General features: G+C 43.5%; 19 protein-coding genes and 1 pseudogene. 8 read left to right on the top strand and 12 right to left on the bottom strand.

Annotation, left to right across the window (positions count from 1 at the left end; all coding sequences use genetic code 11):
* Positions 1-277 precede the first annotated feature (277 nt).
* The gene (locus Y697_RS14685; protein WP_183083762.1) at positions 278-442 is read left to right on the top strand and encodes a hypothetical protein; all 165 of its coding nucleotides are present in this window, start codon (positions 278-280) and stop codon (positions 440-442) included.
* Here Y697_RS14685 and Y697_RS08620 read toward each other — a convergent pair whose 3' ends face one another.
* Complete coding sequence (locus tag Y697_RS08620) at positions 443-1,243, bottom strand: hypothetical protein (protein ID WP_121551223.1); 801 nt, start codon at positions 1,241-1,243, stop codon at positions 443-445.
* A 539-nt stretch (positions 1,244-1,782) separates the two neighbouring features.
* Here Y697_RS08620 and Y697_RS08610 point away from each other — a divergent pair.
* Positions 1,783-2,100 (top strand): annotated as a pseudogene (locus Y697_RS08610) (methyltransferase domain-containing protein); the annotation flags it as partial.
* A gap of 24 nt (positions 2,101-2,124) precedes the next feature.
* On the opposite strand, the gene Y697_RS08605 reads toward Y697_RS08610, so the two are convergent.
* From Y697_RS08605 to Y697_RS08590, 4 genes are all read right to left on the bottom strand, one after another.
* On the bottom strand, positions 2,125-3,063 hold the full coding sequence (locus Y697_RS08605) for a PHB depolymerase family esterase (protein ID WP_121551220.1): 939 nt from the start codon (positions 3,061-3,063) through the stop codon (positions 2,125-2,127).
* Positions 3,064-3,133: 70 nt separating this feature from the next.
* Positions 3,134-3,859 (bottom strand): hypothetical protein, encoded by a 726-nt coding sequence (locus Y697_RS08600; RefSeq protein WP_121551219.1) that lies wholly within the window; start codon positions 3,857-3,859, stop codon positions 3,134-3,136.
* Positions 3,856-4,674 (bottom strand): patatin-like phospholipase family protein, encoded by an 819-nt coding sequence (locus Y697_RS08595; protein WP_121551218.1) that lies wholly within the window; start codon positions 4,672-4,674, stop codon positions 3,856-3,858. Before Y697_RS08595 ends, Y697_RS08600 begins: the two co-directional genes overlap by 4 nt.
* Before the next feature lie 281 nt (positions 4,675-4,955).
* Positions 4,956-6,308 carry an FAD-dependent oxidoreductase gene (locus Y697_RS08590; RefSeq protein ID WP_121551217.1) on the bottom strand — a complete coding sequence of 451 codons (1,353 nt, stop codon included), beginning with the start codon at positions 6,306-6,308 and terminating at the stop codon, positions 4,956-4,958.
* A gap of 604 nt (positions 6,309-6,912) precedes the next feature.
* On the opposite strand from Y697_RS08590, the gene Y697_RS08580 reads away from it, so the two are divergent.
* Entirely contained in the window at positions 6,913-7,446 is a 534-nt protein-coding gene (locus Y697_RS08580; protein WP_259462408.1) for a hypothetical protein, read from the top strand.
* 2 nt (positions 7,447-7,448) lie between these two features.
* On the opposite strand, the gene Y697_RS08575 is transcribed toward Y697_RS08580, so the two are convergent.
* Positions 7,449-8,093: an MgtC/SapB family protein gene (locus Y697_RS08575; RefSeq protein WP_121551215.1), complete on the bottom strand. Its 645-nt coding sequence runs from the start codon at positions 8,091-8,093 to the stop codon at positions 7,449-7,451.
* A gap of 274 nt (positions 8,094-8,367) precedes the next feature.
* On the opposite strand from Y697_RS08575, the gene Y697_RS08570 reads away from it, so the two are divergent.
* Complete coding sequence (locus Y697_RS08570; RefSeq protein WP_121551214.1) at positions 8,368-9,087, top strand: sugar phosphate nucleotidyltransferase; 720 nt, start codon at positions 8,368-8,370, stop codon at positions 9,085-9,087.
* Between the two features lie 157 nt (positions 9,088-9,244).
* On the opposite strand, the gene Y697_RS08565 is transcribed toward Y697_RS08570, so the two are convergent.
* The 5 genes from Y697_RS08565 to Y697_RS08545 all read right to left on the bottom strand — a co-directional run bounded on the left by Y697_RS08565 (position 9,245) and on the right by Y697_RS08545 (position 16,138).
* Positions 9,245-9,754, bottom strand: coding sequence for a ferritin family protein (locus Y697_RS08565; protein WP_121551213.1), 510 nt, complete (start codon positions 9,752-9,754; stop codon positions 9,245-9,247).
* A 95-nt stretch (positions 9,755-9,849) separates the two neighbouring features.
* Positions 9,850-13,380 carry a pyruvate:ferredoxin (flavodoxin) oxidoreductase gene (gene nifJ, locus Y697_RS08560; protein ID WP_121551212.1) on the bottom strand — a complete coding sequence of 1,177 codons (3,531 nt, stop codon included), beginning with the start codon at positions 13,378-13,380 and terminating at the stop codon, positions 9,850-9,852.
* A 386-nt stretch (positions 13,381-13,766) separates the two neighbouring features.
* On the bottom strand, positions 13,767-14,774 hold the full coding sequence (locus Y697_RS08555; protein ID WP_121551211.1) for a lipoate--protein ligase: 1,008 nt from the start codon (positions 14,772-14,774) through the stop codon (positions 13,767-13,769).
* The gene (locus Y697_RS08550; protein ID WP_121551210.1) at positions 14,755-15,594 is read right to left on the bottom strand and encodes a M23 family metallopeptidase; all 840 of its coding nucleotides are present in this window, start codon (positions 15,592-15,594) and stop codon (positions 14,755-14,757) included. Before Y697_RS08550 ends, Y697_RS08555 begins: the two co-directional genes overlap by 20 nt.
* A gap of 223 nt (positions 15,595-15,817) precedes the next feature.
* Complete coding sequence (locus tag Y697_RS08545; protein ID WP_121551209.1) at positions 15,818-16,138, bottom strand: hypothetical protein; 321 nt, start codon at positions 16,136-16,138, stop codon at positions 15,818-15,820.
* A gap of 88 nt (positions 16,139-16,226) precedes the next feature.
* On the opposite strand from Y697_RS08545, the gene Y697_RS08540 reads away from it, so the two are divergent.
* Both Y697_RS08540 and Y697_RS08535 read left to right on the top strand, forming a co-directional pair.
* On the top strand, positions 16,227-18,092 hold the full coding sequence (locus Y697_RS08540; protein WP_121551208.1) for a glycoside hydrolase family 127 protein: 1,866 nt from the start codon (positions 16,227-16,229) through the stop codon (positions 18,090-18,092).
* A gap of 101 nt (positions 18,093-18,193) precedes the next feature.
* On the top strand, positions 18,194-20,110 hold the full coding sequence (locus tag Y697_RS08535; protein WP_121551207.1) for an alpha/beta fold hydrolase: 1,917 nt from the start codon (positions 18,194-18,196) through the stop codon (positions 20,108-20,110).
* Between the two features lie 93 nt (positions 20,111-20,203).
* Here Y697_RS08535 and Y697_RS08530 read toward each other — a convergent pair whose 3' ends face one another.
* Positions 20,204-20,788, bottom strand: coding sequence for a DUF1349 domain-containing protein (locus Y697_RS08530; RefSeq protein WP_121551206.1), 585 nt, complete (start codon positions 20,786-20,788; stop codon positions 20,204-20,206).
* 360 nt (positions 20,789-21,148) lie between these two features.
* Between Y697_RS08530 and Y697_RS08525 the strand changes: the two genes are divergently transcribed.
* Positions 21,149-22,189, top strand: a complete 1,041-nt coding sequence (locus Y697_RS08525; protein ID WP_121551205.1) for an ABC transporter permease — start codon at positions 21,149-21,151, stop codon at positions 22,187-22,189.
* Positions 22,186-23,580, top strand: coding sequence for an ABC transporter permease (locus Y697_RS08520; protein ID WP_121551204.1), 1,395 nt, complete (start codon positions 22,186-22,188; stop codon positions 23,578-23,580). Before Y697_RS08525 ends, Y697_RS08520 begins: the two co-directional genes overlap by 4 nt.
* The last annotated feature ends 52 nt before the right edge of the window (positions 23,581-23,632 follow it).

The following is a 23,632-nucleotide window of genomic DNA, read 5'->3' as shown; positions in this document are numbered from 1 at the left end:
CCTTATCGTTTACAGACTCATTCTACCATCTCTTCCATCCCTTACAAACTATGATCAGTCAAGTTAATCTCCAATCTAGCGCAACTACGGTTGATTATCACTTCGTAGTTAATTGAGATGTGATCAGCCGGATGGCAGATGCCTTCTTGTTAAATTCTCTGCTTTCATTCGCTTTCGATTCAGTTAATTGCACGCATTGTTATGTTCGTGGAAATTCTGCATACTCATCTTATGCGTGTTACCATAGAAACCGAAAATCTCTTTCAGGAGGGTTTTGATGAAGAACTGGAAGGTCTGGGAAGGTTACGAATATATAATGATGAAACCAGACGAGTTAAAGGATATAAGAGATGCCATAAGATATTACGATGCCAAAGGAAGACTTGTCGCGGTACAGGTACTTCGAAAAACAAGCGAACTGGGGCAGATGAAGATTACATAATCATCCAATAATACAGGTTCTCATGTCCATATCCTGGACAATTATCAGACCCATCGAATACATAACCAGGCATAAAAGGGAATATAGCCCAAGAGGAATTAGTACTCTTAAGACTCTATTGGAAGTTCTGGAATTCATTTTTTCAACTACGAAATTGACTGAGAGTATTATAGCTACAACAAGAACGTACTCGATTCCAAACAAAAAGAATGGCAAATTGTTTATCTGGTTAACACTGAAATAGGCTTGCCCGACTTTCTCCCAGAAAGGCCAGGGTGTGAACATCAAATGGCTTATAAGATATATTGCCCACGTGCCAAAGACAATCGGCAAACTCTTAGAGGTCTTCAGATAGTATTTCGAAAAGAGGTAGGCACCAATAACTATTCCCGAAAGATGCACGACGTCATATACTATCTGGAGCATGTAAATATGGTCGGAAAGATCGAGAGTTGAGAGCGCCGCAACAAGAGAAACTCCCATTGTCGCCATTGCCCCCTGTTTGGCCCACTCCCACCCAAATAACAGAGCCAACCAACCGATCAAGAATATTAGATAACACAGATAGATCAAATTATGTAAGTTGTTCGTCGAGAAATAAGTAATCTCGCCGTCAGCAGTACGCTCGTATTCCATATCAAGAAGATCGAGATCGAAATGCTGGTTTGGCCCACTGTAACCGCAATCTTGCCACTCATAAAGCCACCCGTCCCAGGTCAAGTAGAAGATGAAAATCACGATCCACAAAACCATGAAGAAAACTCCAAGCCTTCTCTCGAATTTGTTGTGGTTAAGCTTCATAAAAACTCCCGTCAAAAAGACCAAAGATAATCCAGATTTTATCATGATACAACGCATAATAGAATTCATCCAATGGAGTGATTTTCTTGTCACTGAACTGGATCGATGTTAAAAACATTGACATCAAGACTCATCTACTGCTGGAAAAGCACAATATCTCCCATCTTGCAAGAAACCATTTATTCTAACAATCTCTGGCAATAGTTCTAAAGACCAATCCAGAAATCCTCTGGTACTTCAAGAAGGTTCTTCCTAACACCGAGGAGATATTCGAAAGAATCGTGAAAGAAACCTCGGAAAACTCATCTAAAGAAGAGATCAGAGAAGCAGAATAAGAAGTACTGAAGAATGCGAACGACTGGATTGTATACATCGTCGATCCATCTGTATACGACTCTCTCGAATTCACGAAATGGAATGACAAATTACTGACAGACTTGGTTAAATTAAGTGGCAAGAGAGTTGTCGATTTGTGAGCGGGTACTGGCAGGCTGTCATTCGTTACGGTGAACTAGGAAAAATCAGTCGTTCACGTAGTTGAGCCGATGAGAACTTTGAGGGCGTACTTGAAAAAAGGGGCGAAAGTAGAAGGATTAAGTAATTTCTATGTTGTTGATGGCTTGGTAGAGGAGATTCCCTTTGAGAAAGACTTCACGGATGTTGTCATCTCGGGGCACGTTTTTGGAGATTTCCTTGCAGCCGAATTCTGCGAGATGCACAGAGTTACTAATAATGGGGGAGATACTGCTATCTTTCCTGGCAATAGTGATTCCGATAATGAGATTCACGAGTTTCTTATAAGAAGAGGATTCAGATTGGGGAAGTTTCAGGAACCAGGAGTTGGCTATGTAAAATGATATCACCTAGAAGTACATAAGAAATCATTCTAGGTGCTTGGCTTCAAAAAACTCCCAGATCATTTCACTGGCTTTTATGCTTGCATTGGAGGAACTGCTGAGAGAGTCGATCCCCTTTTCTCTTCCCGGCCAGGTGTGATCACCGTCAGTTATAGTGTAGAAATGGACAAGACTTCTCTCGTCTTTCCCGGTGTACTCTTTCAGTATGACCAGTCCATTTTCCTGTTGTGTCTCTTGTAGGGTACTTGCTCCCATCTTTGTTGCCCAGAATTCCACAGACTCTTCTGCCGGGGGAAAATACATTCCGTTGGCTTCGGAGCTGCTCGAAAAACCTCCCTGAAAGGGTATTATAGGATCTTTCATCCCATGAAACACTATAAGCGGAACTCCTACGTCCGGAGGGTCTATCATAACTACGGCATTTTCATCAGTTCCACCCGCTGGAGAAGAGGAGACAATGGCACAAGCTGCAAATAGTTCTGGATACTGGGACATAAGCCTATAGACAAGCATACCTCCATTAGAAAGACCGACAAGATAAATTCTAGTCTCGTCAACGGGATAGCTGTTTCTTATTTCGCCAACTAGCTCGTAAATATACGAGACATCATCAACATTGTTTTCCATAGCGTATCCGCAACAGAACCCCGAATTCCAGCTCAAGAAAACACTGTTCAGAGGGCCGGTCCCTTCAGGATAGACCGAAATGAAACCCTCTTTGTCTGCAACTTCCGTTATTCCGTATGTATTCTTTGTGTAGTTACTATTGCCAAAAAGACCATGAAAGACAAAGACTACTGGCAACTCCTCGTCTTTTATTGTCGGAGGTAGATGAACTATGCTTTGTCTCGTTCTGCCGTCATACTCCATCGTTACAAACTCATCTAATCCTTTTTTCGTACCGCTGACGAGGTAGAATCCCATTGCAAGAAGAGTGCCGATTATCACCATTGTTTTGAACATTTGGCTGCCCCCCATTCACCCCTTTATTCCGACAGCAAATAACACATATCAATACTACCACTTGCCAAAACTACAATCTCTTTCTCAACTTCTCTAAAAAATCAAATGCGCTGTCCGAACAGACTATCTTCGAAACTCTTACTAATTGGCATTTGGAATGTGAAAGCATCTCCCTCGCATAGTTCAAAGAGCGGACCTCCATAGACTGAAACAGCAAATCTGAAGCTGTTTTTAGCCTGCCGGAAGATGGATCTCTAAGGTTTACCAGAACTATATCTCCATCCGAGAGAAACGATACCGGAATCTGGCTAAGATAAGTAGTGGTAACGTATCTATCCATATAAGGCGGGAAAAGACCGGGGAGAGAAATGCATGAGGCCGCAACTCCCCTAGCCATTCCCGAGAAAAGTTTTACCGTCCGTTCTTCAAGATCAAAGACCTCAGCTCTGAAATTTGTGGTCCCTGAAACCCCTTCCAGAAAGAAATCTCTCACATCGCTCTCGAATACACGATTCTGTCTGGACCAGATCCGGCAGTGCCGAACCTTTTGCAGCCTGTACGACAGCCCTAGCGATGAGGAGACCGTGAAGCCATCCATAACTTTCAGCGTCTTGAAGAACCTCTTCACAAACTCAGATAACCGGCTCATCGCCTTATTTTCTCCCAGCGTCTCTGAAATCACTGCGTAATACCCCGCCAGTCCGTTAAGAATCATCTCTCCCTTGCCAATGAGGTCATTTATGTGCTCCACAGCGGCGAGGCCCTGAAAACCGTATCCTCCGACATGTATCCTCAAAGTGTCACTCCGTTAAAATCATATTTGAGCGCTTCTTCATACGATTCATTCATTACATCAATACAGGATGAAGAATCCATCAAATCGATTCTCCTGGTCATAACTGGAGATACTACAATATCTGCAGCAGCTATTTCTCTCTGCAAAATCACACCGGCTTTGTATTCATCTATTATTCCCAATATTGAATTCGAAGTATTGAAGGAAGTAACCTCATCAGATGAAGAAAGATCTACCGCAACTACGAAAGTGCTGTTCGCCTCTCTTGCTACACTTACAGGAAGGTTGTTCAGTATACCGCCATCGGCAAGTATTAGCCCTCCTTTCTCTTCAGGTTTGAATAAGCCAGGAATAGCCATTGAAGCTCTAAGAGCTTCATATATACTTCCATCATTGTGGATGCAAAGTTCAGCGGAATTCATGATTGTAGATGTACACATAAAAGGAATCTTTGTATCGGAGAATCTGTACCCCCCCAAGTGCTTCCTAAGAATTCTGAAATATCTCCTGGAGGGAAGTACTTCTCTAAAAGTGTTCACATATGCACACACGATCGCACTCAAGATCGGCGAATGCGTTCTTGCCGCTGATTTCTTTAATGAAAGCCATCTGGCCGCCTTTCTGTAGGTCCTCAACGTAATTTCCCAGAGGCTACTTGAATCAGCCAATATTGAATATGCCGACCCGACTAGCGCACCAATGCTAACTCCCACAATGAGGTCAGGAACGAACCCTTTCTCTTCAAGCGCGCGAATAACCCCAACGTGAGCCACACCTTTTGCTCCTCCACCACCCAGAACCAACGCTCTCTTCATATGACACCTCGAAATTCGATAAGCTACGACAGCCTCCGTGAAACGAATAATTGGGGAGAAATCAATTCTCATTTATCCTCACAATGCCGGGATCTTTTTCAAATCAAGAGATGCTCTGTCCTTCAATATCGCACATCCCCATCTATGATCTGTCTTAGCCGAAAAGACTGCCTGCAATTCTAATATCTGTCGCGCACTGACTGAGTTATTATCTAGATCATTTACAACTTCCTGTTAGTTAATAGTCTAAATTGGGCCTCCCCGAATCAGAAAAAGCATATCTAGTTTGAGTTGTCGCTTTTAAGAATTTCCGCTAGAGAAATGATTGAGTTTTTATCAGTGATTCTGTCAAGTTCTCCATTGATTTCATCTCTGGAGATTTCTTTTATTGGTCTGCCACTCTCAAAAGAAATCGCAGAGGCCACTCCAATAGCCTGTCCCATTCCGGCCGACGTAGGCATAATCCTTCCGGCACTTTGACCTTCAAAATCACTTGAAAAACATCTGCCTGCGGTGTATAGATTATCGAAATCGCAGCTGATGAGTGCCCTTATAGGAATCTCGTAGTAGTCAGAATAGAGAGGAACACTGTCCCTCATTTCTGGAGTAATCTTTTGTGTTTCAGGAGAATGTATATCTATTCCATATGTCGCTTTGACAACTCCGTCAGCGAATTTCCTGTGCGACCTTACATCTTCTCCAGTGAAAACGTAAAGCCCCTTCACTCTTCTACTCTCTCGAATTCCTATATCGTCTGCGATTTTCTCAATTCTTGACTTCTCAAATCCCCGAACGTACTTCCTAACGAAGGCGACAAGCTGATCTATCTGCTCAGAGCATTCGAAGACTGATTGACTCAGTTCAAAAGGATTAACGGGATCTCTATCGAACGAGTGAGTTGTGTTTATGGATACTCTGTCTTCTCCGGGAAGTTCAACGAAGAAAAAGTAGTCGTGAAGATTGTTGAATCCGCTCTTTCTGGCCTTTTCGATCTCCTCGAAGTAGCCCGCAACTGAAAGAGGCTTTGAATCGGGTCTCACCCATTTGAAGAAGTTGCTTCTTCTACGACGAACGTCCTCTCTAATTATCTCAAAGTCGATGTTGCTCATTGTAAACATAAGGGTTGTAGCCTGGTGTGCACCCTCAATATTACCGGAGAAGAGAGTGGCACCTGCCATTTTAGCTAGCGAGGCGTCCCCCGTTGAATCGAGAAACATCTTTGCTCTTGCAGTGAACTTGGCTCCCGAAGAGGAAATAAAACTAACTTCATCAATTATTCGCTCGGAGGAGACGACTTCTGTAGGTAGCGAATGAAGGACAAGCGAAACTCCTGCCTTTCTAAGCTTTTCCAAAAAGATAATCTTAAGAGTCTCTGAATCGAAGGAGTTTCTGAGGATCCCCCCACTCTCATGAAGGTCAACCAGGATCTCCCCAAAAATCCCCGAAACAAGAGATTCGCCCCCAAGCCAGAATCTCATAAAGGGACTGCATAGGCCTACAGTGGAAATGCCACCAACGCAGCCATTCCTTTCAACAAGCAGTACTTCAAGGCCTTTTCTGGATGCAGCCAAAGCTGCATGGATTCCCGATATTCCAGAACCAACAATAACTAGATCCTTCTCAATGAAGCTCATGACTCATCCCTTGCCTCAAAGCTCTTGATGTGACTTCTCCTAAGAAGATTGCGGAATCGTTATTTTCCGTCTTATGTCGGGTAATCGCACTCCATAGAATCACAAAAACACCTCTTTCTCAGAGCACTGAAGCAGGAAGAATAATTCTCAGGCCCTGGAATATAGACCGGATGATCCTGCTGTTTTTCTTTGTAGTATCTTCCAATCTTCTTCTAACACCATCCGATTCACACTCAACTGCTGAAAGCAAATTCCTTCAACATGAAGCTCCTACTTCAGAAGTTCTCAGATTGCTTTTCCCCGGTCTCCACTATCACTGATATAGAATGCTCCCAGTCTTTTTATATTAACATTGGCGGTAGCTAGATACTTTCAAATTCGAGAAAGCAAATGACCGTCATTTCAATTTTTGGCTTTCCAACTCTTCTCTCAAATCTGGAATGAATCCTTATAATTTCATCAATTGTTTAAATCATATGAAACGAAGACAGACATCAACCTTCTTTGATCTAAGAGAACACTGGAATATAATTATCAGGTCATAGTCATTCTTTCTCTCGATTCTCACTTCAATTTTTGCCAAATTCTACGGGGAGGCGATTCTATGAAACGCATTGTCATTTTAGCCCTTGTATTGACGACACTTCTCATGTTTTCTGGATGTTACCTAGTTCTGAAATGTGTTGACTTTGAAGGATTCGCTGTTGGAACACAGTACCATAATGGTGATGTCTTTTCTGAACTTACAACACAGATGGTAATGAAGCCATTCTTTTGGTTCAATGGAACTCTCACGCCAAATGGGGTAATGACCGTCACGAATGCAGGAATGTCAGGGCATGCGGGTAAGGATGTCAATCTGAACAACATCACTATCTCTTTTAAGTTCCCTGTAAAACCCTCTGGTCTCGTTCTCTATTACGGAGAATACGGTGGAAACATCAATGTAGAGATAAATGGAGTTCTAGAAAATGTTCAGGACTTCTCCGACATCAATGGAAAAATAATCGGTGGAGTAAGTGTGACTCTGACAGGCGTGAGCGGTCCTAAGGGAATACTGAATCTTCAGGGTACAATTACATCTTTTTCGATAGGAGGTCAGGAACTCTGGATAGACCACATTTGTCCGAGAAAATGAAGTTACCGAAGCTCAGCACTTCTGATGCCCTTCAGTCTTGAAAGCCCAACAATAAGGGTCTTAACTTTTATGGCATCGCTTTTACTGACTTCAACCAAGAGACTTAGGCTCTCTTCATCCTCATCGATCTCTAGTGACTCTACTGTCAATCCGTTATCCATGAACCATTCTGAAACCTTTCTAGACATCTCTTGAGTGTTGTTCGCGACAATTAGGACCCTGGGTAGATTCCTTCCCCCTATGAGAAGCTCTATTCTCTTGAGAAAGAGAACAATCATCAATGCAAATACAGTAACTACTGCAGATAGAAGGTATTCTCCACTGCCGAAACCCATGCCTACGGCAGCGGTTACCCATAGTGTTGCAGCAGTTGTCAAGCCTTTAACGGAAAAACCCTTCTTCAATATTGTTCCTGCTCCAAGAAATCCTATTCCAGAAACGATTTGTGCCGCAACACGCCCAGGGTCACCATGTTCGGCAGTTACGAAAACGGTTGTGGATAGAACAGTTATGAAGGCGGCCCCAACGCAAATTAGTGAATGCGTCCTAAGGCCAGCAGGCTTGTATATTCTCTCTCTCGTGACTCCTATCAATGCTCCCGCAACGAGGGCACAGAATAATCTTAAGGACAGATCCAGATACTCCAATTGCAAACCCTCCCTTAAGTAATGATTATAACTCTTCTTTCCGGTAAGAAGGTGCTGAAATACACCTTTTTTTGTCAGAACGAACTTTCCGGTAGTCTTACTGAACTGCACTTGATCACATAGACGGGAGAACCGATTTGGATTCTCTTGACATTGTGACCTAATGCTTATTGTGAGTCATCAACAGCCCTGGTTATCTTTTGAGGATAAAATAGATACTATTAATAATCTTGCTGAGCGAAAATGCTATCATTGTTTTAGAGGAGGGATCAACGTGCTGGTTCCAGTAGTTCTGGCTGCTGGTAAGGGGAAAAGGTTGAAAACTTCAATACCAAAGCCTCTTGTCAAAGTTAGAGGAGAATCAATGATAGTGCACGTACTCAATAAAATCAAACGAATCTGTGATAGCAATACTTCGATCGTTGTTATCAATCCCGATTCTGAAAATGATTTTAGGAAAGCTCTTGATAGCAGCGTTCTAATAGCAAATCAGGATTCCCCAAAAGGAACTGCCGACGCTTTGAAAAGGGCGCTTCATCTGATTCCTGAAAACTCAGATATTCTCGTTATGTACTCAGACCTCATACTCATCAGAGAGGATTCTTTGAAAGCTATGACTGACCTCCACAGCTTCAATAAATGTGATATCACCTTTCTCTCTGGAGTAACAGACAAAAGATTTCCATATGCCCTGGTAGAGAGGGACAAATCAGGCAATGTCATCTCTTTCAAGGAGAGAAAGATTCCTGACTTTCCTCCGCCCTGGGAATTCTATATAGGCCCGATAATTATCAGGAAGGAAATTGTGGAACAGTACATTGAAAGACTCGTACCCAACAGTGAAACGGGAGAAATTTACATTGCCGATATTGTCTCTCTGGCATTGAGTGACAATAAGTCTGTATGCGGCTTTAAGACAAAACATGATGAGGAGTTTCTGGGTGTTAACACTCCTGAAGATTTAGAACTCGCAGAAAAAATCCTATCTGACTGAACCTTTTTCTTCGGGGTTAAGTCTCATTATCAGAGACCAGAGAAACCACAGGCACAACCCCTTTAGAATGTAAGGCAAGCGAAGGCGACATGGATTACCCCTGAGTTACAAAGACCGGGACTAAGTCCCGGTCTTTACTTTATCAAGTTGATGCTAATCAGTATTTGTCTAAATCGGTGAACTGATCCCATTCTTCAAGATGGCTGAATTCAGGGGATTCACTCCAATCGAGACCCTTTCTAATGAAATCCATAAGATTTTCGAGAATTATCTGATGTTTGTTTTCTTCGGCGGCTAACTTAAGGAGTGTTTCTTTCTCAGATGGTTCACTCGTAAGCTTAGCCTGATCAAGGTAAAGCTTGACACTCTCTTTCTCCATCTCGACTGCATGCTCGTATGCGTCAAGATTAGTTGCCTCAACTTCGAAGCACTTCTCGTCTTTAAGCATTTCCGAGAACATATTCCTGGTTGTCTTGAAAGTGTAAGTCCCCTTATACATGTAGTTCTTATCCTTAAAACCACTTATGATCTCATAGTGTCTTTGTTCATCGTTTGCAAGCATCTCAAACAGCTTCTTCAGCTGCAAGTCCTTTGCACATTGTGCCTGCTTTGTGTAATAAGCCTTTCCATCCTTTTCCAACTTAAGGGCGTAATCGATAGCGTTCATTGAAAACCTCCTTCAGAGAATCTCAAAAACAGAAAAACCATCCGATTCTGACAAAAAGCGGGTGGCGGTGAACCACCCGCACAATTCACATTGAATTAATCAGAGGCCAGCCTTCTGTATGTTTCATATCTTTCTTTAGCGTCTTCCTCAGCCTTCTTGAACAATTCATCGGCAATATCGGGGAACGTCGATTTGAGGGCGCTGTACCTCACTTCACCCATCAAGAAGTCAACAAACGACTCTTTTGGCTCCTTCGAGTCAAGAATGAAGGGATTCTTGCCCTGTTCCTTCAAGAGCGGGTTGTATCTGTAGAGATGCCAGTAACCTGCTGAAACTGCTCTCTTTTCTTGCTCTTGAGTCTTTCCCATTCCGATCTTGATACCGTGATTGATACAGGGAGAATATGCAATAACAAGCGATGGGCCCGGATACTTCTCGGCCTCTGTGATAGCCTTCATAAGCTGATTCTTATCTGCTCCCATGGCAACTTGCGCAACATAGACATAGCCATAAGTCATTGCCATTCTGCCAAGATCCTTTTTCTTCGTTTTCTTTCCTGAAGCGGCAAATTTAGCTACAGCTGCTGTCGGAGTAGATTTGGAAGACTGACCACCGGTATTAGAGTAGACTTCAGTGTCGAATACGAGAACATTCACATCTTTGCCGGAGGCGAGCACGTGGTCGAGACCGCCGTATCCAATGTCATAGCCCCATCCGTCTCCCCCGAAGATCCAAACGGACTTCTTAATTAGTAGATCCTTTCTCTCTTCAATCGCCTTCATAAGTTCCTTGGCCTTTTCATTCTTACAACCCTTCGAAATGACTCTCAATATATCAAGCGTTGCTGCCTTTGAAGACTTCGCGTCGTCTTTTCCTTCCAACCAAGCTTCAAATGGTGCCTTCATGTCTTCGGGAATGTCTTGCTTCAGAAGCTCCTCGATTATCTCGGCAAGCTTACTCCTACCATGATTAATTGCCATTGCCATTCCGAATCCATACTCAGCGTTATCTTCGAAGAGAGAGTTGGCCCAGGCCGGTCCCTTACCTTCGCTGTTCTTGCAATAAGGAGTTGCTGGGGCCGAAGCTCCCCAAATAGACGAACAGCCTGTTGCGTTGGCGATGAGCATTCGATCTCCGAATAATTGTGTCACTAACTTCGCATATGGTGTCTCTCCACAACCCGCGCAAGCTCCAGAGAATTCAAGAAGAGGTTTAGAAAACTGACTACCCTTAAGGGTCTCAACATTCATGACATCTTTCTTCTCCGAAACAGTAGTGGCAAATTCCCAATTTGATACTTCTTTTTCGATCTGTGTCTCAAGGGGCTTCATAACCAAAGCCTTGTTAGGAGCCGGACAGATGTCTGCGCAGTTTCCGCAACCCGTGCAGTCCAGTGGCGAAACCTGAATTCTGTACTTCAGTCCGTCGAAGGTCTTTCCACCCATTGCTTTCTTAGTCTCGAAGAAATCGGGAGCCTTGTTTTCTTCTTCATCATTGATCAGGAATGGCCTAATTGCTGCATGAGGACAGACATAAGAACACTGGTTACACTGAATACAATTGTCTATCTGCCATTCTGGAATCATAACCGCTATTCCGCGCTTTTCGTATGCCGATGTACCGTTTGGGAATTCTCCGTTTTCTCTCCCAACAAATGCAGAAACCGGTAGTTTGTCTCCCTGCTGCCTGTTCATAACATCTGCGATGTTTTTAACGAATTCTGGTCTTCCAGATTCTTCCTCTCTCTTTTCATCCTTAGCATTCTTCCAGGATTCTGGAATCTCTATCTTCTTCAATGCTTCAATACCGCTGTCTACTGCCTTGTAATTCATCTGTACAACTTTCTCGCCTTTAGTTCCGTAGGACTTAACTATTGCGTCCTTAAGATATTTGATAGCATCTTCTATTGGAACAACATTTGCGAGTTTGAAAAAGGCAGACTGCATTATCGTATTTATTCTTGTACCGAGTCCTATCTCCATCGCGATCTTCGTAGCATCGATCGTGTAAAACTCTATCTTGTTTTCAGCGAGGTATTTTTTCATTCCTCCAGGGAGATTCCTGTCGAGCTCTTCAGAATCCCAACTAGTATTGAGAACAAACGTTCCACCTTTCTTAAGTCCTTCAAGCAATTCATACTGATACACATATGACTGCTTGTGGCAGGCAACATAGTCAGCTTCATCAATGAGGTATGTAGACTTTATCGGCTTCTTTCCGAACCTCAGGTGCGAAATCGTTACGCCTCCAGACTTTTTCGAATCATATGCGAAGTATCCTTGTGCATACATATCGGTATGATCGCCGATTATCTTGATTGCATCTTTATTAGCTCCAACAGTGCCGTCTGAACCTAATCCCCAGAACTTGCAGCGTATGGTCTCCTCCGGAGCAGCATTTATCTTCTCCTTGATCTCAAGAGAAGTGTTGGTAACGTCATCAACAATACCTATTGTGAAGTGATCTCTCGGTGTCGAAAGCTTCAAATTATCAAATACGGCCTTTATCTGAGAAGGAGTCGTATCCTTAGAACCTAGTCCATATCTGCCACCGAAGATCTCAGGAGCATTCTCATCTCCATAGAATAGAGTCTTGACATCTTCATAAAGAGGTTCTCCAAGAGAACCGGGCTCTTTTGTTCTATCAAGAATGGCTATTCTCTTCACCGACTTTGGAAGGACATCAAGAAAGTACTTTGCTGAGAACGGTCTGTAGAGATGAACCTTGATTACTCCTACCTTCTCACCCTTCTTCATAAGGTAATCAATTGTTTCCTCTATCGTATCGGTGACAGAACCCATAGCGATAATTACGCTCTCCGCATCGGAATCACCATAATAAACAAAAGGCTTGTACTCTCTGCCAGTTAGCTTAGAGATCTCGTTCATATATTCGGCAACGATCTCAGGAACTGCATCATAGAAGCTGTTTGAAGCTTCTTTCGCCTGGAAGTATATATCGGGATTCTGTGCCGTTCCCATTGTCTTTGGATGATCGGGATTCAAAGCTCTGTCTTTGAACTCCTTCAGCGCTTCATAGTCGAGAAGTCCTTTAAGGTCCTCATAATCCATAACCTCAATCTTCTGCACTTCACTCGATGTTCTGAATCCATCAAAAAAATGAAGGAAAGGAACTCTTGACTTAATCGCCGAGAGATGCGCCACAGAACCGAGATCCATTACTTCCTGAACACCTCCCGAGGCCAGAAGAGCAAATCCAGTCTGTCTTGTAGCCATAACGTCAGAGTGGTCTCCAAAAATTGAAAGAGCGTGGCCGGCAACTGCTCTAGCACTGACATGGAAGACTCCGGGCAGGAGTTCTCCGGCAATCTTATACATGTTCGGAATCATCAATAATAATCCCTGTGATGCTGTGAATGTGGTTGTAAGAGCGCCTGCAACAAGGGATCCGTGTACTGCGCCGGCCGCGCCGGCCTCTGATTGCATTTCTATTACGTCAACTGGTTGTCCAAAGATATTCTTCATTCCATTTGCTGCCCATGCATCCGCAAGCTCTGCCATTGATGAGGAAGGGGTAATAGGGTAAATAGCCGCAACTTCCGTGAAAGCATAAGCAACATGGGCGGCAGCAGTGTTACCGTCCATTGTCTTCATTACTCGTGCCATTTTGAACCTCCTGTAATCCTCGAATTATTTCTTGATCTATCTAGCATTACATAAAAAAACCAAGTAAGACCACAGTCTTCAACTATATTATAAAACATCTTCCCAAAGCTTTCACAGATCTGACTTTTCAATTTGGCAAATAGATGCCACTATCCGCAAGCATAAAGATCTCTCTTTCGCCTTACAGAATTACAGTTGAAGATTCTGAATATAAAGTGGAGACCTTGCGGTTTCCTGACGATGACTTAACTCTACTGGTTTGCAGGGGAATAGCTTACTCAAAGTCTCCTAATAGAGATCGGAGATTCGCGAAGCTCCTTGAAGGCAAATCGTCTCTTTTGAACTACCTAACGATCAGCATTTATGTTTAATTTCAGACTTAACTCTTAACTAAGATCTGTTTTATGCAGCCAATCAATTATGTCGTCTCTCTCAACGCATTTAGGGAGATTGTGAAGAGCTTCTAAAATGCTTGGTTTAGAAAAATCAGTTCCCGTGAGGCCTTGTCTCAAATGCTCAATAAAATCAACATCCATCGAGTCAGAGTAGATCGCGACATCGGCAATTGTACCCTTTCTGGAAGTGAACAGTAACTCTATTCCTCCCCAGGAAAATCTATTACTGGTTCTGAAGTTGAATTCTGGACTCCTTCCAAGAAGCCATTCTTTTGATGAATACTTATCATAGAGTCTCGTGACATCCGTTGAAACCGCCAGTTTTTCGAAGTCAAGAACGCTGTCTATGCGACCGTATTCTTCAATGAAACCCATGTACATCGCCTTTTTCATTTTCTCAATGGACAGGTCCGGCTTCAACTCCTTAAGATTCACAATCCTTGATACGACCGACTTCACGCCTTTTGATTCAATCTTTGCTTTGGAAACGTTCAGGTATTCTGATAGTTTTCCTGTATCTACGTCAATCAGAATTGTGCCGTGATGATAGGATGCGTACTGTCCATGATAAAAGGCGTTTCCGGAGAATTTCTTTCCCTCGGCGAGTATGTCATTTCGACCGCTGAAATGGGCTTCGATCCCGATTTCCTTCACGGCGTCTACAATTACCGAGAGTTGCCTGTGAAGGTTGTACTCTCTCTTAGGCAATAGAAAGGTGAAGTTCAAGTTTCCAAGATCGTGAAAGACAGCCCCGCCCCCTGAAAGCCTTCTTGCCAGTTTTCCGTTATCCCTTTCAAGGTTGTTAAGCCTGCACTCCTGCCACGCATTTTGATTTCTGCCGATAACGACCGTATTTTGATTTTGCCATAGGTATAGAACGATGCTCTCACTGGCAAATGAATTCAGGAGATACTCTTCGACGGCCAGATTTAACCAAGGATCATAAGAGCTTGACTCAATGAACTTAGTGCTGTAGATACTATCTACCCCCAACTCCAAGGCTATCTGTTTCTCTTCTAACGTACATGTAATTGGATCCCGTAAGATAGCCTCTCGGATCTCTACATTGATCTCTCGAATCAATGATCTCAAAGTGAAGATGAGGTCCTGTTGACCTCCCCGTCTCTCCCACTCTACCGATCAACTCTCCCCTTAAAACTCTTTGCCCGACATAGACACTTATATGATTCAGGTGAGCATACCTCGTTTTGGCACCGTCATAGTGTTGAACTATAATATTCAGCCCATACCCACCGTTTTCCTGAGCCTCAATTATCGTTCCTTCCTTTGCAGCGAACACGGGAGCATCTCTCTGAACTGCTATGTCCATACCTGAATGAAAGGTAGAGACTCCTGTGAACGGATCCTTCCGCCAACCAAACTCCGAAGAAATCTTCCCGTACACTGGCCAAGTGAACTGTGTGCCGGGATTCGCGTTACTGCAAACACTTATTGATTCAAGTGGAACAAACAGTCTCTGACCGGGATAAATAACTGAATTGCAACTCAAGTTGTTCGCAGCAATGAGGTGTTCTGCAAGTGCAAAGAAGAGTTTGGCAATGTAATCGATGGAATCACCATACTGAACCTCGTAGAAGAAGCCGTCCCCTGTAGGGAGGTATATAAATTCGCCCGGTTCAAGATTGCGAGGATCATCTATGCTGTTCAGGTCAAGCACGGTGCTGATCCTCAAATTGTAATCCCTAATTATATTGAAAAGCCTATCTCCGGGCCTAACCAGATATCTTATAGATCCAACTCCGAAAGCACTTACGATAAAGAATAGAATACCAAGCGTCAAGAGAATCTTAACCTTCATCTGAAACCCCCAAACCATCTTTTTTTGATCCGCTAAATAAGAAATCGAGCTAATTGAACTAATAGTATTTTTAATAATATCACAGTGAATATCCTTAAAAGAAGCTTATTACAAACAGGTCCAAGATCGAACACCAGGAATTTACATGATCTATGGATCTTGAAGATCATTTCTTGATGCAATTATTGATTTGCTTCAGTTCTTGTTAGCAAATCTATTCAGCTTATCTGGCTCCTTCAAAGAACGGAATATCACCAAGATAATCGCCTGTTTTCTTTAAACCATCAATCCTGATAAAAGTCCCTTTCTCAGTCTCAATCTTTCTCAGCTGATCTCCCCTATTCCAATTGCCTTTTTCGTCTCTTGTGATCAAACAAAACACAAACACATCACACTTTTCCATAATCTCTTCGCGCGTCCATTCCTCACCATATTCGTGGGTCTCTCCAATGTTCGGATGAATGAGCGCCGCTTCTATTAGCCAAGTCCCGTTTCTGTCTGAATAACTCGCAGCAGATATCCAGTAATCTATCTTCTCAAACATGGTTATGACCTCCCTATTTCAGGATACAAAAGTTTCCACGATTTCTGCTACTCTTGAGAAGAGAGGATCTTCTTTGGAGGTGGACAAAGTGACTTTCGTTAATGATACGTCACGGTCACCAAGAGCACAGGTGAGACCTATAGCAATTGAAAGAGTAGAACTGGCGGGTTTTGTAAGAAGATATCAAGATCTGATGAAATCGACCAGTCTCGCTCTTCAATATGATTATCTTGAATCTAGTGGCAGAATTGATAACTTCAGAAAGGCTATAGGGAGCATGGAAGGAGATTTTACAGGCTGGTTCTTCAATGATTCCGATATTTATAAGTGGATAGAAGCGGCCTCGTATTCCCTTTCGTATGACGAGGATTCCGAGATTCAAACAAGAATAGAATCTTTGATAACCCTTATAGAGAGTGTTCAGAAGAAAAGCGAAGTAGGTTACGTTAATACTTACTTCACAGGTGAAAGAGCATCGGAGAAATGGAAAGACTTGAAGAGTATGCATGAGCTCTACTGCGCAGGTCATCTTATTCAGGCGGGAATAGCTTACAAAAGAGTTACCGGGAATGAGTCCCTCTTCAACGTATGTGTGAAAGTGGCCGATAACATCCTGAAAACTTTTCCCGATGATGACTGTGAAGTGACTACCGGGCATCCAGAACTGGAAATGGCAATGATCGAGCTGCACCGCGAGACTGGAAATCGCAATTATCTGGAATTTGTCCAAAGGCTCATTGACAATCGAGGAAAGGGTTACGCCGGTGGTGATGAATACCATATCGACCACGCATCTTTCAGAGACCTTAAGGAACTCGCAGGGCACGCGGTTAGAATGCTTTATTTACTGACAGGAGCGGCCGACGTATTTCTCGAAACAGGCGACGAAACACTTCTCGCCGTTCTTGAGAGGCTGTGGATAGATCTGACATCGAGAAAAATGTACATTACGGGCGGAGTAGGATCAAGATATGAAGGAGAGGCTTTTGGGGAAGCTTATGAACTGCCAAGCGGGAGAGCCTATTCCGAAACATGTGCCGCGATTGGAAATGTTTTCTGGAACTGGCGAATGTATATGCTCGCTGGTGATGCGAAGTACCTCGATGTACTTGAAAGGTCTTTCTATAATAGTGTCTTGTCGGGAATCTCTCTTGACGGGAGACGCTACTTCTATGTGAACCCACTTGAAGACGTCGGCAACCACAACAGAAAGGAATGGTTTGAGTGTGCCTGTTGTCCCCCGAACATTGCCAGGCTTCTCACCTCATTCAGTGGCTATCTTTACGGTACAACACTCGATGAGATAAGAGTCAATTTCTATGAAGCAAGTAGAGCGTCAATTCCTTTCAGAGACGGAGAGGTATCAATCGTTCAAAAGACAGCCTTCCCTCATTCTGAAGAAGTGAATCTCGTAATTTCCACAGATCTTGATACCAGTCTCTCCATTCTCCTGAGAATTCCAGAATGGACTGAAGGAAATTTCGACCTTCAAATTGATGGTGTTAAGCAAAAGATAAGACCGGAAAAGGGATTCGTCAGACTTGAGGGAAACTGGAAGGGCAAGACTGAAGTCTCGCTCACACTTCCGATGCGAATCCGAATGATGACAGCAAATCCGCTTCTGAGAGAGAATACTGATAAAGTGGCCATCCAAAGAGGCCCGTTAATCTATTGTGCAGAAGGTATAGACAACCCCACTTTTGATGTACGAACGTTGTCGGTTCCTTCGAAAAGAAACTTCGAACTATCCGAGAGTGACGCTCTAGATGGGAATCCAGTTGTTATAAGTGGAAAAGGAATAGCTTATGATCTTGATGACTGGGATAAGAAGCTATACGATTCTCTTGGTTCAGTCAAGAGCAAGGGCAAGAACGTTAGATTTTCTCTTATTCCCTACTACGCGTGGAATAACAGAGGAAATTCACCAATGTGTGTGTGGCTTCATGTCCACTAGGAACTCCTCATGAGAGCCTCATCGACGTTTGTGTCCATTATCAAGCGATTTGGAGAGTTTGCTTAGAGAGCTTCTATCTGTTTCACGAGGAGATCGAAAAAATGGAAAAGAATGGTGACAACAAGTTAATTGGCGTGCCCCGCTTGAGAACTGTCTTCGCCGTAGTGCTTTTGTTTGCCTCAACAGTCTGTCTATCATATGAAGGACAGATATTGTTCAACGGGAACGAAATCTACTATGAAGTGGAGGAGGCAGATGGTGAATTTATCGTAATTGTTGGCGACGGACCTGGCCTTGACAGCTCTTATATGAAAGGTATTTTTGATCATGGAAAGTCTCTGAGGTACAATCAGTTGGGGAGTGGAATGTCCCAGAACTTGTCCTCTTTAGATATTACTTTCCAATATTATATTTCGGAACTCGCCGCGCTGATCTACTCACTTGATATCGAGTCATTTCATTTGATTGGCCATGGTTTTGGGGGTGCAGTTGCCGTAGGATTAGCTCTCACAAACCCTCCCGGACTGCTTAGTCTAGTGATTGTTAACCCTAGACTAAACTATCCGGCAATCGATTCAGCTCTGTTCGAAGCTAGAACCCAGGAGTCGACGAAAGAGCTTGACAAGTTTGAACTCCTGTTTGGCAATTCTTCCGAGTCTGAGAGTGAGTCCTCAATCGCCAAGAATTCGATTAACATGGAAACATACAATCTCTTCTGGGGTAATGATTCATCCTTCATAAACGGAAAACTGCGTGGGTTTGACTTATCTTGTGGACTCGCCGATATTGATGTGCCTGTTCTTGTCTGTACCGGACTGAAGAGTTTTCCAGGCGTTATCCACACAATGACCTATCAAGTAGGAGCCCTCGAAAGTGAATTTGTTACCTTTATAGACAGCGGACACTTTCCAATGACTGAAGAAACCACTGCCTTCAAATTGATTGTCGAAGATTTCCACAGAAGAGTAGAACAGACTGTAGAAAGTAATCGAGAAGATGAAGCCTGCTTTGATATCCTATCGGAGACACCTGACGAAAGAATTTTCGGGTTACAAGACTCGCAAAGGACTCTGGACATGCAAGTTGGAGAAGATTTTACTGTTATGCTTCCGTCAAATCCAGGCGCGGGCTACTTCTGGAGCGTGGAAAGCTTCGATGAAGACGTGTTGAGACTTATTTCGGATCCATTTTATGAAGAACCGAAAGAAGCCGGTAGCGGTTACGATATTTTCGGCTTTAGAGTCGTTGGTTCAGGGTCTTCTCCTCTAATATTTTCCTTTGGTTCTTCATGGGACGTTGTTCCAATAAAGAGCTGTTCTATGTTAGTTCAGGTTGAGGAGCATTTCGTTGAACCCCTTATCATTCATGCGTCAGACTCGGGAAAGACTTTCATTGTTGGGCTTAATGAACCGATCGAAGTAGTTCTCGAATCTACAGTCAGTTCAAGCCTCAGCTGGCGTATAGTATTGACAAGTCCCGAGATTGTTCGGCAGCCAAAGGAAAGTGAAAGTAGAGTCTTTGAAGACTCTTCTGGTCTGGCAAAAAAAATCGAGCAGGTCTACTACTTTGAAGGAATGAACTACGGAGAGGCTACTCTTGAATTTGCTTACGGAAGCCCATGGGACGATGTACCCCCGGAAAAAATCTTCGAAGCCACTTTGATCGTTACCGAGCCTTTTAAAGAAGTCTCTATTGTTCAGGACTCAGATAATGGTAGAGCAATTGAAATAGGACCCCATCATACTTTGATAATAAAGCTTAAGAAGGCCCTTGCGATAGATAGTGGATGGAAAATCTCTTCTCTGGATCCGAAATTTCAGCTTATTGAGGACCCTTATGAAGCTGAGTACTTGGAAGTCTCGTATTCGGTATTCCACTTGAGACCCACCGAATTTGGAGAATCTTTTCTAGAGTTTTACTACAGTGAGGATGCAGCGTATGATCAGCCGGTAGGAACCTTCAAGATCAAGATACAAACAAATGAAACCGTTGATCGTTCGAGAGTACCGCTTCAATAGAACAATACCAATCAGCTTAAAACAAAAGCTCATAAGCAACTCAAGAAACGCTTTTCAGAAAGAACCACCATGGTGTTCACTTATGGCGAAGAATCATTCAGACTGTAGGGAGATCTCTTCAAAAACCACTCTGTAACCGCTACCTTTTGGGCTGCAGCAGTAAGGTCCCACCATAACAGGAAGCTTCCCATCGTCTTCCAGTAACCTGGCAAGTCTCAATTGAACCCATCCGTTTTGCCAAGCATAAACGGAATAATCAGGACCTTTCCTGTCTACTCGTACTCTGAGGCTCTTCGTCTCGGCCGGAACATTTTGAGTTGACCAGTCCGAGTAACCTGAATTAGTTACCACTGCTCCCAATCGTGCGGGATCAGACCCCTCGAACTCAACCGAACTCTTAAGCCAACAAGAAGGAGAAACTCTTACCATAACTCCAGCTTGATCATACTGGTTCACTGGAGAGAATTTGGCTCCAACAACCAGAGAAAAATCGCATGTGAGAGAGAGAAACAGGAAATGCCCATTGTCATTCCGAAACCCATAATGTGTTTTCTGCCAGAAATCTGTTCGAGCGTCTGGCCTGACGATTAGATTCCCGTCTTCCAATTCCCAATGTTCTGGCTCATTAAACCATGTAAAACGCCTTATTGTTTCTGCATTGAAATATGACAAATTCATTACCTCCACAAGTTTGGTTTCCTAGATTATATCGCGCGAGTTAATTAAATATCAGTCCTTAAGTATATAATTGTTTTGAGTAATCAGAGCTTCCTAATGTTTTCTTGTGATCTTGCAATACAGTATGTCCATTAAGAATGGCAGATGTTGCAGATGCGCTTTTCCCCTATTATGTCGTTTTAAAGCCTTTCCTAAGACTGTCAATGCCGCATGAAAAAAGCTAGAGTAGCGTAATGAAGAAAGTTGTCAAAGCTATAGAGATTAAATTGATTGCCCCACAGGGGCTCAAGAGCAAATCAAATTGGACCACATTTCATAAATGAATCAGCAGAAGAATTCATCCGTTTATCGAGGTGAGTTATGTACTGGAAGTATGCAATCAAAAGAGTTCTCTATGGACTATTGATGTATGCAATTCTGATCTTCATTTTCTCGGCTCTATTCAACACTGTCATGGAACAGACTTTGAGCGCGCAGATCGAGGAACAGATCAGGGGCGAGACGATGCGAATGACAAGCCTCAATGAAAGTCAGCTTGAGAACTACGTCATGAATCGGAGAAACGATCTATACTCTCTCTATCGCCTGAACAAACCTGTTGCTGAGAGAATAATGTGGCGAACATGGGACACGTTAACTCTGAATCTCGGAAATTCCACGATAATAAGGTCTTCAAAAGGCAGCAGAAGTGTGTGGGATGTTGTTTCCGAAGCAATTCCCAAGACTCTTCTCCTCTTTTCTGTAGCAATGCTAGTTGACATTGTTCTAGGTCTTCTTCTGGGACTGAAGAAAGCTCAAAAAGCCGGCGGAGTTCTGGACAAAAGCACCTCAGTTGGAACGATGGTAGTTTTTGGCATGCCCTCCTGGTGGTTGGGGATGATCATGATCATGTTCTTTGCCTACGGAGTGAAGATCTTTCCCTCTGGTGGTCTGCATTCCACACCCCCTCCAGAAGGGATCTCATATTTCTTCGACCTTCTTTATCATCTTGCCCTTCCGGTCCTAACACTTGTTGTTATTGGATTTTGGGGGCGCGCCTTCCTTACGCGAAACATAGTCCTTGGAGTACTTCAGGACGACTACATAATGGCAGCAAGAGCAAGGGGAATTCCCGAAAGAAAGGTCTTATACGGCCACACGATGAGAACATCTGCCCCGCCAATTGTCACAATGTCACTCTTAGCTTTGCTAGCCTCTGTGGGGGGCAACATAGTGTACGAAGGGATTTTTTCTTGGCCAGGAATGGGAAACTTATACTGGATTGCTTTGCAGCAAAATGATGTTCCAGTCCTTATGGGAAACCTTGCAATAACTACGGGACTGTATATTTGCGGTCTTGTAATCCTGGATCTCATCTATGGTTTGCTTGATCCAAGGATCAAGGTAGGTGGCAGACAATGACTGTAAGTGATTTCAGAAGATCTGCAAGCGAATTCTGGAGAGAATTCAGAAAGGTTAGATCTGGAGTGTTTGGTCTTATCTTTCTTGCAATATTTATCTGCATTCTAATTTTCGAACCGGTCATTGTACCTTATCCAGAAGCCAATGAAAAGTGGAGAGATATAACTTACTGGCAAGATCTCCCCTCAAGCGCGCCGCCCTCGTGGATAAATCTCTTCACCTCAAAGAAGCGAGCTGTTTCGGAATCCATAGAGGAATACGCTTTTTCGGAGACCCTCGCAGGCGCAATGAGAATACAGGAATATGTCTTTGAATATGATTACTCCGCATCTGTTGCTCCTTCAGATGTTGTTTTCCACGCTTCTGGAGTTGGTAAACCCACTGTGGTTATCTCGATTCAAAGGCCTGACGGCCTTTCAATTGATCTATATAGAAAGCAGCTTGAAATGTCTCCTACTCAGGACGCAAGAGTCTCTATAGACAGATCGGCGCAGGCTGCATCAATGAATTTCGGCAAGAAATACTCTCCTTCAGAAGGGGTCCAGCTTCAAACTATCAAAACCACCGATGTGATCTTCTCCGAAGCAAAGCAAGGGATATTTAGAAGTCCTTCTCCTCTCGCCGGAATATACAAGCTGAAGGTAACCCTCCTGCTTCAAAGAGCAGAGGAAAATATTGAGAACGCCTTCGTGACTATTGCGGGCAGAGTACATGGAATTCTTGGAACGGATAACTCCAAGAGAGATATCTGGAGCGGGGTAATTGCCGGAGTGAAATGGGCAATGTTGATTGGACTCCTTACGGCGCTTGTTTCAGTTTCAATTGGTGTCATTTATGGTGTCATTAGTGCTTACGTCGGCGGATGGAAAGACTCTCTAATGCAGAGGATATTCGAGATATTCATAAGTGTTCCAATGCTTCCCGTTCTCATCGTAATGAGCGCAGTCTTCAAGCCAAACATATGGGTAATGATTGGAATAATGTGTATATTCTACTGGGTTGGACCGGTGAAGACTGTCAGGAGCATGGGACTCCAGATAAAGGAAGAGACCTACATAGAGGCCTCAAGAGCCCTCGGGGCATCTAACACAAGAATAATCTTCAAGCATATGGTGCCTCTGCTTATCCCTTACGCCTTCGCTTCAATGGCGCTCAATGTCCCAGGAGCTATCGTTGTCGAGGCCACGATAAGTTTATTGGGTCTTGGGGACGCGACAATTGTTACCTGGGGTCAGATATTGCAGGCAGCTAACAGTGGAGGCGCGATGCTGAGCGGGATGTGGTGGTGGGTAGTACCGCCGGGGATGGCAATAGCCTTCATGGGGATGACATTCGCATTTGTCGGGTTTGCAATGGATAAGATACTGAACCCGAAACTGAAGACGAGGTAATGAGTATGGATAATATATTGACCGTAGAAAATCTCAAGCTTTACTACTACAC

Origin of the sequence: Mesotoga sp. BH458_6_3_2_1 (assembly GCF_003664995.1) — a bacterium.
Lineage (GTDB): Bacteria > Thermotogota > Thermotogae > Petrotogales > Kosmotogaceae > Mesotoga.
This window is presented reverse-complemented; position numbering and strand designations above follow the sequence as displayed.